Annotated in this window: 10 protein-coding genes; 6 read left to right on the forward strand and 4 right to left on the reverse strand. The window is 65.4% G+C overall.

The genetic code is table 11. The features are described from left to right. Positions 1–132 precede the first annotated feature (132 nt). Positions 133–768: a TPM domain-containing protein gene (locus Q0602_RS02510; RefSeq protein ID WP_298838448.1), complete on the forward strand. Its 636-nt coding sequence runs from the start codon at positions 133–135 to the stop codon at positions 766–768. Between the two features lie 102 nt (positions 769–870). On the opposite strand, the gene Q0602_RS02515 is transcribed toward Q0602_RS02510, so the two are convergent. Then, on the reverse strand, positions 871–2,364 hold the full coding sequence (locus Q0602_RS02515; protein WP_298838450.1) for a DEAD/DEAH box helicase: 1,494 nt from the start codon (positions 2,362–2,364) through the stop codon (positions 871–873). 375 nt (positions 2,365–2,739) lie between these two features. Between Q0602_RS02515 and Q0602_RS02520 the strand changes: the two genes are divergently transcribed. Continuing rightward, positions 2,740–3,114 carry a VOC family protein gene (locus Q0602_RS02520; RefSeq protein WP_298838454.1) on the forward strand — a complete coding sequence of 125 codons (375 nt, stop codon included), beginning with the start codon at positions 2,740–2,742 and terminating at the stop codon, positions 3,112–3,114. Between the two features lie 45 nt (positions 3,115–3,159). Here the strand turns inward: Q0602_RS02520 and nhaC are convergent, their stop codons facing one another. Next, entirely contained in the window at positions 3,160–4,638 is a 1,479-nt protein-coding gene (gene nhaC, locus Q0602_RS02525; RefSeq protein WP_298838457.1) for a Na+/H+ antiporter NhaC, read from the reverse strand. Between the two features lie 28 nt (positions 4,639–4,666). Further along, positions 4,667–5,830 (reverse strand): aminotransferase class I/II-fold pyridoxal phosphate-dependent enzyme, encoded by a 1,164-nt coding sequence (locus Q0602_RS02530; protein ID WP_298838463.1) that lies wholly within the window; start codon positions 5,828–5,830, stop codon positions 4,667–4,669. A 169-nt stretch (positions 5,831–5,999) separates the two neighbouring features. Between Q0602_RS02530 and Q0602_RS02535 the strand changes: the two genes are divergently transcribed. The 4 genes from Q0602_RS02535 (at position 6,000) to Q0602_RS02550 (ending at position 8,548) form a co-directional block, all read left to right on the forward strand. Further along, a complete protein-coding gene (locus Q0602_RS02535) occupies positions 6,000–6,677 on the forward strand; it encodes a FadR/GntR family transcriptional regulator (protein WP_298838465.1) in 678 nt (225 codons plus the stop codon). A gap of 52 nt (positions 6,678–6,729) precedes the next feature. Further along, positions 6,730–7,881 (forward strand): glycerophosphodiester phosphodiesterase, encoded by a 1,152-nt coding sequence (locus Q0602_RS02540; RefSeq protein WP_298838467.1) that lies wholly within the window; start codon positions 6,730–6,732, stop codon positions 7,879–7,881. Between the two features lie 68 nt (positions 7,882–7,949). Then, positions 7,950–8,240 (forward strand): cupin domain-containing protein, encoded by a 291-nt coding sequence (locus Q0602_RS02545; protein ID WP_298838469.1) that lies wholly within the window; start codon positions 7,950–7,952, stop codon positions 8,238–8,240. Positions 8,241–8,329: 89 nt separating this feature from the next. Next, positions 8,330–8,548: an SEC-C metal-binding domain-containing protein gene (locus Q0602_RS02550; protein WP_298838471.1), complete on the forward strand. Its 219-nt coding sequence runs from the start codon at positions 8,330–8,332 to the stop codon at positions 8,546–8,548. Between the two features lie 6 nt (positions 8,549–8,554). On the opposite strand, the gene Q0602_RS02555 is transcribed toward Q0602_RS02550, so the two are convergent. Next, positions 8,555–9,475, reverse strand: a complete 921-nt coding sequence (locus Q0602_RS02555) for a LysR family transcriptional regulator (protein ID WP_298838473.1) — start codon at positions 9,473–9,475, stop codon at positions 8,555–8,557. Positions 9,476–9,576 lie beyond the last annotated feature (101 nt).

Raw genomic sequence — 9,576 nt, forward strand, 5'->3', positions numbered from 1 at the left:
GCGGCGCCCTCGGCGGTTCCGGCGGCTTCGGCGGCGGCGGTGGTTTCGGTGGCGGCGGCTTCGGCGGCGGTGGTGGTGGTTTCGGCGGCGGCGGCGCGTCCGGTGGCTGGTAGACGACAGGATAACGACAGCATGGCTTTATTGAGTGAAAGCGAACAGCGGCAAGTCGGCGACGCGATCACGCGGATCGAGCGCGACACCGATGCCGAGGTCGTCACCGTCCTGGCGCGTCAGGCCGACGACTACACCTATATTCCGCTGCTGTGGGCCGGACTGACGGCGCTCATCGTCCCCGGCGCGCTGAGCGTCATCGCCAGTTGGCTGGGGTGGCTGGGCGGGAGCAGCGCCTGGTATCTGCTGCTGGCGCAGTGGCTGGTCTTCATCGTGCTGGCGGTGGTGTTCCGGCTGCCGCCGGTGCTGACGCGACTGATTCCGCAGCATGTGCGTTTCTGGCGCGCCTCCAACCTGGCCAGGCGCCAGTTCCTGGAGCAGAACCTGCATCACACCGAGGCGGGCACCGGCATGCTGATCTTCGTCTCCGAGGCCGAGCGCTACGTCGAGATCCTCGTCGATCGAGGCATCTCGGCACGCTTGAGCGACGATACCTGGCAGGCGATCGTCGAGGCGTTCACCGCTCGCGTCAAAGCCGGCGAGACGTTGCAGGGCTTTCTCGACTGCATCGATAGCTGTGGCGAGCTGCTCGAGGCCCATGTGCCGGCGACCCACGAGCGCAATGAACTGCCCAACCGGCTCATCGTGCTCGACTGAGCGCCGGGCCGCGCCTCGGCGAGGATCCGACGTCCGGATACGACAACGCCACCGTCAATGACGGTGGCGTTGTCGTTTGGGGCCGGCCCTGAGGGCCGGGTATCAGACGTTGCCGTTGGACGTGCCGCCGCCGCCGCCGCCGCCGCCGCTGCGACGCTGGCCACCGCGCGAGCGCTGACGGCGCTGGGCCGGGGCATCGCCGCCGCGGTTGCCACGGTTGTCGCTATCGATGCGGTTGCCACGGTTGTCGTCTTGCGACCCGCCCTGGCCCGAGGAGGCGCCACGGCCTTCGCTGCGACGTGAATTGCCACCGCGACCGCCGCCGTTACCTCGCCCGCCGGCATTGTTGCCGCGGCCACCACCACCGTTGCCGCGACGCTGGCCGCCATCGCCACGCCGTTGGCCGCCGCGGGGCTGGCGTCCTTCGTTCTCGTCGACCTTGGGGCCGCCACCGGGTGTGGGTTCGAAGCCAGCCACCGCCTCGCTGTTCAGGCGCTGGCTGATCAAGCGCTCGATGCCGGCCAGTTCCTTCTTCTCGTCCAGGCTCACCAGCGAGACGGCCTGGCCGCTGGCGCCGGCACGGCCGGTACGGCCGATGCGGTGGACGTAGTCCTCCGCCACGTTGGGCAGTTCGAAGTTCACCACCTGCGGCAGCTGATCGATATCCAGCCCGCGCGCCGCGATATCGGTCGCGATCAGGGCGCGGACGCCGCCACTCTTGAAGTCGGCCAGTGCCTTGGTGCGGGCGTTCTGGCTCTTGTTGCCATGAATCGCCGCGGCCTCGATGCCCTGGCCCTCGAGATACTTGGTCAGGCGGTTGGCGCCGTGCTTGGTGCGGGTGAAGACCAGCACCTGTTGCCACTGGTGGGTCTGGATCAGGTGCGACAGCAGCGCCGGCTTGCGGCTCTTGTCCACCGGATGGACCCACTGCTTCACCGTCGCCGCGGCGGCGTTGCGCGGTGTCACCGAGATCTCGACCGGATCGTTGACCAGGCCCTTGGCGAGGTTGCGGATATCGTTGGAGAAGGTCGCCGAGAACAGCAGGTTCTGGCGCTGCTTGGGCAGTACGGCCAGAATCTTGCGGATGTCATGGATGAAGCCCATGTCGAGCATGCGGTCGGCTTCGTCCAGTACCAGCACTTCGAGCTTGTCGAAGCGAACCACTTTCTGCTGGTAGAGATCGAGCAGGCGGCCAGGGGTGGCGACGAGAATGTCGACGCCCTGGCGCAGGGTAGCGATCTGCGGGTTGATCTTGACGCCGCCGAAGACCACGGCGCTTTTCAACGGCAGGTGCTTGCCGTAGGTCGCCACGCTCTCGCCGACCTGAGCGGCGAGCTCACGGGTCGGGGTCAGGATCAGCGCACGTACCGGAATCTGTGAACCGGCGCGGGGGCGATCGCCCTGGGACAGGCGGTGAAGGATCGGCAGGGTGAAACCCGCCGTCTTGCCGGTGCCGGTCTGCGCGGCCGCCATGACGTCTCTTCCCTCGAGGACGGCGGGAATCGCCTGTGACTGGATCGGGGAGGGGGTGTCATAGCCTTGCTCGGCAACGGCTTTCAGCAACGGGGCGCTAAGGCCCAGTGAGGCAAAACTCATTCGGTATTCTCTAGGTCGCGGCGAATGGCGAAGCGAAGCGGCTACGCTCTACCGGGGAATGCCAGTGCTGGCTGATGCGCCTGGAGGCGGCAAAATGGAGGGTCGTCGACTCTTTCAGCTTCGCGTGACGACGGTCAGACAGATAACGGCAATGGGCCCGCAGCTTAACGCATGTGCGCCGCCTCCGCCATCCCGTTGCGATGACTGGCATGAATGGATTCGAACTCGGGGCGGGGCCGGGGCGAAAAGGGCTCCCGGCGAAGTGAGGACTGACTGGGGCGGTGGGCGTCGATCGGGGGAGGTCGTCGTGCCCGACGCTGGCTATGCTGGGGAGTGATACGCCTTTTGAATCTGCATGACGGAGAGGAGAACGAAATGCACAAGAGTCGTCTGGCGGGACTCGTCATCGACAGCCAGGGCGGTGAGAAGTCTTCCGCCATCGAGTTCTGGGCCCGGGCACTGGGCTGGCCCTGTCACGAGACCGATGAGAAATACGGCAAGCTGGCCACGCCTCCGGATCAGCCCGATGTGCTGATACAGCAGGTGGATCACCCCAGTCGGGTTCACCTGGATATCGAGACCGACGATATCGAGGCGGAGGTGGCCCGGTTGGAGGGGTTGGGTGCGCAGGTGGTCGAGCGGCTGGAGCGCTGGACCATCATGGAGGCGCCGACCGGCCACCGGTTCTGTGTCGTTCACCCGCAGCGGCCGGATTTCGAGGATGCCGACAACGTCAATGCCTGGGCGTGATCGCGGGACCCCCATCGCCATCTCGGCGATGGGGGTCGGGGAGACTCAGCGGGGATCGCCCGCCGCCGCAACCCCGTTGACCCGAGCGCGAGGCGGATTTCCCTTCTGCGCCAGTCGGCGTACGCCGAAACTGCCGGTCCATGGCGCGGCGATCGCCAGCAGCGCCGAGAACACGATCCCGAGATAGTTGAACAGCGCCCAGGGGGCGTAGTCGAGCGTGGATACGCCGAGCGTCGCCGCCATGTAGACCGCCGAAACCGTCCATGGCGCCAGCGGCTCGGGGATCATGCCGCCGTCTTCCAGGCTGCGCGAGAGATTGAGCGGATGAAGCCCTTTGCTGGCGTACTGGTCGGCGAAGATCTCGCGGGTCAGGAAGAAGGTCACGTAGCTGTTGCCGGTGGCGAAGATGATGCAGAGGCCGGCGATCAGCGAGGCGAGGATGGTGCCGCCGGCGGAACGCACCTGCTCCAGCGTCCGGTGGAGAACCACATGGAGCGCTCCCGAGGCCTCCAGCGCCGAGGCGAAGAAGAACGCGCAGAACACGAACAGCACGGTGCCGTGCATGCTGTAGAGGCCGCCCCGTTCCAGCAGTGTCCGCAGCGTGTCGTTGATCTCTCCCGCCTGGGCAGAGGGCAGCATGTCGACGCTGAAGCCGGAGACGGCGGCCTGGACCACCACCGACAGCGGCAGACCCTGTACCCACAGCGCCAGCAGCATGGCGCACAGCGTCGAGGCGAACAGCACCACCAGCGTCGGCTTCTTGAGCACCGACCCGGTCAGAATGATGACCGCCGGGAGCAGCAGGATCGGATTGAGGGTGAAAAGCTCTTTGATCTGGGTGGTGGTGGCGGCGATGGCCGGCGACTGGGCATCGCCATGGAGGCTGGTGCCCAGCACCCAGTAGGCGAGCGCCGCGACCAGGCAGGATGGCACCGAGGTGAACATCAGGTAGCGAATATGGCGGTATAGGTCCACCTTGACCACCATGGAGGCCATGATCGTGGTATCGGAGAGCGGCGATAGCTTGTCGCCGAAGTAGGCTCCCGAGATGACGGCGCCGGCGGTGATCGCCAGGTTGATCTCCATGGCCCCCGCGATCCCCATGATCGCTACGCCAATGGTGCCTGCCGATCCCCATGAGGTCCCGGTGCAGGTCGAGACGATGGCAGTGGCGACGAACGCCATGACGTAGAGATAGCCGGGGTCGATCAGTTCCAGCCCATAGTAGATGAAGTAGGGGATGGCGCCGGCCACGAGCCAGGTCCCGATGATCAGCCCGATGCTGTAGAGCACCAGGATGGCGATGGTCGCGGTGCGGATCTTGTCCGCGAGGATGGTCATGATGTCGTCCCAGCGGCGGCCGTGGGCGACAGCGAACAGCGTCGACAGGACGCCGACGGTGATCAATACCATCTCCGTTTCGTACGCTGCGATGACGATGCCGTAGATGATGGTGGCGGCAATGACGAGCAGTAGTCCGAGCGAGGCGAGAAACCCGGGTTGTTGTTGTCGGGTGGTGGCCATCGTGGCGTCTCCGGTTGACGTGGCGGGATTATTGCAGCGTGCGGAAGGCGCGCTCCAGATCGTCGAGCAGGGATTGCACGTCCTCCAGGCCGATCGCCAGGCGGATCAGGGCGGGGCCGGTGTCGTCGGGCTGGCGCTGGGAGATGGCCAGCGACTCGTAGCCGCCCCAGCTCACGCCGATGCGGAAGACGCGCAGGGTGTCGATGAAACCGGCGATGCGGACATAGGACGGATCGACGATCTCGAAACTGAGCAGTCCGGCGTGGCCGCTCAGCTGTCTCTCGGCCCACGCCGCCTGCTCGCCGGTGGCGAGGCACGGGTGGTGGAGCCCCGTCACCGAGGGTTGGGTCGCCAGGTAGCGGATGACTTCCAGCACGTTGGCCTGGTGCTGGCGCATCCTGATCGGTAGCGTGCGCAGGCCGCGCAGGGCCAGGAAGGCGCTGTGGGGCGAGAGCGCCGCTCCCAGCAACTGGTGGCCGTGCTCGAAGATCGACGCCACCAGCTCCCGCCGGCCGACGACGACTCCGCCGACCAGGTCGCTGTGGCCGCCGATGTACTTGGAGAGCGTATGCAGGGTCAGGTCGATGCCGTGAGTCAGCGGCTTCTGGTATAGCGGGGTCGCCCAGGTGTTGTCGATGGCGGTGAGCACGCCCCGGCTTCGGGCCAGTTCGGCGATACCGTCGAGATCGGCCAGCGCCATGCGCATCGATGAGGGGCTCTCGATGTAGATCAACCGGGTATCGTCCCGCAGAGCCGCCTCGACCTCGCCGCGACTCCCGCCGGTCTCGCTGAAGCTCACGCCGAATCGTGCCATCTGCTCCAGCAGCTGGCGCGTCGGGCCGTAGGCCTGGTTGACCAGCAGCACATGGTCGCCCTGGTCGAGCAGCGTCATCATCGTCGCGCTGATCGCGCCCATGCCCGAGGCGAAGGCCTTGGCCATCTCCCCCCGCTCCAGCGCGGCGAGCTTGTCCTCGAGCAGCTTGACGGTCGGGTTGAGGCCGCGGCTGTAGACGAAATGGCTGCGCTCGTCGCGCATCACCTCGGTGAAGCGCTCCAGCGTCGGGAACGTGAACAGGCTGGTCTGATAAATGGGGGGCGCGATCGCCCCCTCATAGCGTTCGTGCTCCTCGAAGGCGTGGGTGCAGATCTCGGAATCCCGAGCGGCCTCGGAGGCGTTGTCGTTGAGCGTCATGAAAATCGCCAGGGTCGGTGAGCAGAGAGTTCGGGTCGTGGACAATTCAGGTGTCAGCCTGTCTGATAGGTAGGATTATCACAGGGTGACTGGCGCTTCAATTGAACCTAAGCGGGTTTGTGGTTACCGTTTTTGCCTACGGCCGCCCAGCGGCATCAGCGGGACAGTGATGAAAAGACTTTACTTATCCGACACGGTGGCCGGCGAGATCGGCAGCTATATTGCCGAGCAGCGGCTGGTGGCCGGGGATCGACTGCCGTCGGTGGCCGAATGGATGCAGCGTCTGCAGGTGGGGCGCTCCACGCTACGGGAGGGGCTGAAGCGGCTCGAGGCCGAGGGCGTGATCCAGGTCGTCAACGGCAAGGGGATCTACGTCAGCGACCAGCAGACCTTCCGCCTGTTCTCGCGACTGCACGTGACGGATGCGCGGCGTCACCTGCTGGAGATGCTGGATGTACGCCTGGTGCTGGAGGAAAAGGCCATCGCGCTGGCCACCCGGCATGCCAGCGAGGCCCAGTTCGACGAGATGGCGCAGTACCTGTCGGATTACCAGGTCGCCCGTGCCGCCGACGATTTTCTGCGCGTTCATGAGGCGGACTCGGCGTTCCATCTCGCCATCTATCGCGCCAGTCACAACCAGGTGCTGGTGGAACTGATACGCTCGATTCACTCCGAGCTCTATGTGTCGTGGCAGACGCCGCAGGACAGAAACCAGGTCTTCGACGCCAGTTTTCCGCACCACCTGACGCTGTTGGCGGCGATGCGCCGGCGCGATGTGGAAGCGGCCGTGACCGCTTTCGGCGAGTTGATGGCCGCCACGCGGTATAACGTGGAGATCATGCGTTAGCCGATGTTGGAGCAGTCGCCGCAGCACCCCGACAATCCCCGAGGAGACGACGATGATCAAGGCGAAGCGACACTGGCTGCGGATCTGCGGCTTGAGCCTGATGCTGCCGTTCGCGGCCGCCCAGGCCGACGACGGGGCGAGCCCCCAAGGTTCGACGCTTTGCACCAAGATCCCGATACCCTGCGATGCGGTGATCGCCCACCGGGGGGCGTCCTACCAGGCGCCGGAATCGACCCGGCCCGCCTATCTGCTGGCGCGGGACCTGGGAGTCGACTACCTGGAGCTGGATCTGCAGCGCACCAGTGACGGCGTACTGGTGGCCGTCCATGACAATACCCTGGGCCGCAATACCGACGTGGCCGAGGTGTTCCCCGACCGGGCCGACGCGCCGGTGTCGAGTTTCACGCTGGACGAACTCAAGCAGCTCGACGCCGGCAGTTGGTTCAATGCCAGCTATCCGGAGCGCGCCCGCGACAGTTACTCGGGGCTCGAGATCCTGACCCTGGACGAGGTGATCGACATCGCCGAAAACGGCGACAACCATCCGGGGCTCTATATCGAGACCAAGGTGCCCGAACAGTTCCCGGGGATCGAGCAGGACCTGCGCGACAAGCTCGAGGCGCGTGGCTGGCTGGGCGGTGCCGCCAAGACTCGGCCGGCTGCGGGGGGCGGGGCGGTAAAAGTGGGCGACGGCCCCGGACGCCTGGTCATGCAGACCTTCTCCAGGGCCAGCCTCGAAGCCCTGGAGCAGACCATGCCGGAGGTGCCGCGGGTGTTGCTGCTGTGGCTGGGCGAGGGCGGCATCGAGGCCGCGCCAAGCGAGCCGCAGGGTGAGGACGAGAGCAACGCCGACTACTACGCGCGCCAGCAGGTGGCCTCGCCGGAAGCCTTCCGGTCCTGGCTCGACTTCGCCAGGGATCATGGCGCGATCGGGATCGGCCCGTCGGCGGTCCAGACCGAGCATGATGGACCTTTTAGCAGCCAGTTCAGCTACATGGAGCTGGCCGAGCCATGGATGGTCGGCATGGCTCACGACGACGGCATGCTGGTGCATCTCTACACGGTCGATGAGCCGGCCGACTTCGAACGCTACCGGCAGCGCGGCGTCGACGGCTTCTTCACCAACCGGGCGGAACAGCTGCTGAGGTTCTATGGCCATCCGGCGCAGGATCAGGAAGCAATCCTCGAGCGCCACGGCTATTGATGACCCCCTCGGGTATCGGCGTCATCGCGCCGATGCTCGTCCCCCGATTTCGACAGAGGAGTTGCTGCATGAGCGCTTCACGCCCCCAGGCCCAGCCAACCGTACAGATCGACAATGAGCGTGTCGTGGTGACCGAGTGGCGATTCCCGCCTGGCGCCGAGACGGGCTGGCACGCGCATGATCGCGACTATGTCGTGGTGCCGCAGACTACCGGCAAGCTCGATCTCGAAACCCTCGACGGCCATACCTTCTCGACGCTGGAAGCGGGCGTTTCCTACTACCGACCGGGTGGTGCCGAGCATAACGTGATCAATGCCAACGACTTCGAGTTCGTCTTCGTCGAGATCGAGATCAAGTAAGGTCATCGGCCCGCGAGACAATGGCGCGGTGTCGCCCGGTGGGGGATAATCGCGCGTCGGTTATCCTCCACTCGTTACGGTAGCGCTTCATGACCCAATCTCACGTCCACGGCCCGGACTGCCAGCACGATCACGATCACAGCCACGACCATGGTCATGGTGCTTCCGGGCACGTTCACGGGCCGAACTGCCAGCATCATCACCATGAAGCGCAAGCGCCGGTGCGCAACACGCTCAAGGACGTCGGCCGAAACGATCCGTGCCCCTGCGGCAGCGGCAAGAAATTCAAGAAGTGCCACGCAGGCTGAAGGTTGTCACGGGTTGTCGGCATCCATCATCCCCTTGAGGTGCTCGACGAATGCGGCGGTAGCCGCCGGCAGCGTACGATTGGCCAACGTCTGCAGTTCCACGTGTCGTGCATCCATGCCGGCATCGCGGATCGGCACGGCCACGACGCGATCCTGGAGCAGGCGGTGGCGAACTGAAATTTCCCCCGCCAGGGCAATGCCCCCGCCCAGCATGGCAAAGTTGACCAGCGCCTCGGTGTAGTTGCTGGTGAAGACGGACTCGAAGATCAGGTTCTGCTGGCTGCAGCAGATGTCGAACAGCTGGCGTAGCGTGGTCTCCGGGGGGGGCAGGGCGATAGGGTGGGGCTGCAACTGTGACAGCTTCACCTCGCGTCGACCGGCCAGCGGGTGGTCGTGGGCCATCAGTGCCTGAATGCGCGATCGCTGACGCGATTCCACCTGGATGTCGCGCTCCGGCGCCAGGCTGAACGTGAGTCCGATATCCACCTCACCCTCACGTATCCGGCGCGTCACTTCGGCCGGCGAACTGACGCTGAGCCGAAACTGGATACCCTGATAGCGCCGCCGAAACCGGGCGATCGCCAGGGGAATGAAATCCACCGCGAACCCTTCCGAGCTGGCCAGGCGCACCGTGCCGCGCTCGAGCCCCTGCAGTGCCTGGATCTCGCTGGCAATCCGGTCGGTTTCCAGCTGCATGCGTCTGGCATGGGCGGCGAGCAGCTCCCCGGCGGCGCTCGGCACCATCCCCCTGGCGCGGCGCTCGAACAGCTGGGTGTCGAGCTCGGTTTCGAGCCGGGCGATCTGGCGGCTGATCGCCGAGGCCGCAACGTTGAGCTTGAGCGATGCCTCGCTGATCGAGCCGTTTTTCACCACTGCCAGGAAGTAGCGCAGCGCGGTTTCCTGAAGGGCGCGACTGTTCATTGCCATTGTGCTCTCCTCGGCCTCGTCCACGGCTATGGTGGATGTTGTTTTTATTAACCTTTGCCGAAATGGCAATGGTTGGTTCTAAACATTGTACTTGTGGCATG

Origin of the sequence: uncultured Salinicola sp., assembly GCF_937921195.1 — a bacterium.
Taxonomy (GTDB): Bacteria; Pseudomonadota; Gammaproteobacteria; order Pseudomonadales; family Halomonadaceae; genus Salinicola.

Excerpts from the sequence above, each read along its gene's own strand:
- Q0602_RS02510 (WP_298838448.1), top strand. The coding sequence starts at position 133 with ATGGCTTTATTGAGTGAAAGCGAACAGCGGCAAGTCGGCGACGCGATC.
- Q0602_RS02530 (WP_298838463.1), bottom strand. The coding sequence starts at position 5,830 with ATGACGCTCAACGACAACGCCTCCGAGGCCGCTCGGGATTCCGAGATC.
- Q0602_RS02550 (WP_298838471.1), top strand. The coding sequence starts at position 8,330 with ATGACCCAATCTCACGTCCACGGCCCGGACTGCCAGCACGATCACGAT.
- Q0602_RS02540 (WP_298838467.1), top strand. The coding sequence starts at position 6,730 with ATGATCAAGGCGAAGCGACACTGGCTGCGGATCTGCGGCTTGAGCCTG.
- Q0602_RS02520 (WP_298838454.1), top strand. The coding sequence starts at position 2,740 with ATGCACAAGAGTCGTCTGGCGGGACTCGTCATCGACAGCCAGGGCGGT.
- Q0602_RS02515 (WP_298838450.1), bottom strand. The coding sequence starts at position 2,364 with ATGAGTTTTGCCTCACTGGGCCTTAGCGCCCCGTTGCTGAAAGCCGTT.
- Q0602_RS02555 (WP_298838473.1), bottom strand. The coding sequence starts at position 9,475 with ATGGCAATGAACAGTCGCGCCCTTCAGGAAACCGCGCTGCGCTACTTC.
- Q0602_RS02545 (WP_298838469.1), top strand. The coding sequence starts at position 7,950 with ATGAGCGCTTCACGCCCCCAGGCCCAGCCAACCGTACAGATCGACAAT.
- nhaC (WP_298838457.1), bottom strand. The coding sequence starts at position 4,638 with ATGGCCACCACCCGACAACAACAACCCGGGTTTCTCGCCTCGCTCGGA.
- Q0602_RS02535 (WP_298838465.1), top strand. The coding sequence starts at position 6,000 with ATGAAAAGACTTTACTTATCCGACACGGTGGCCGGCGAGATCGGCAGC.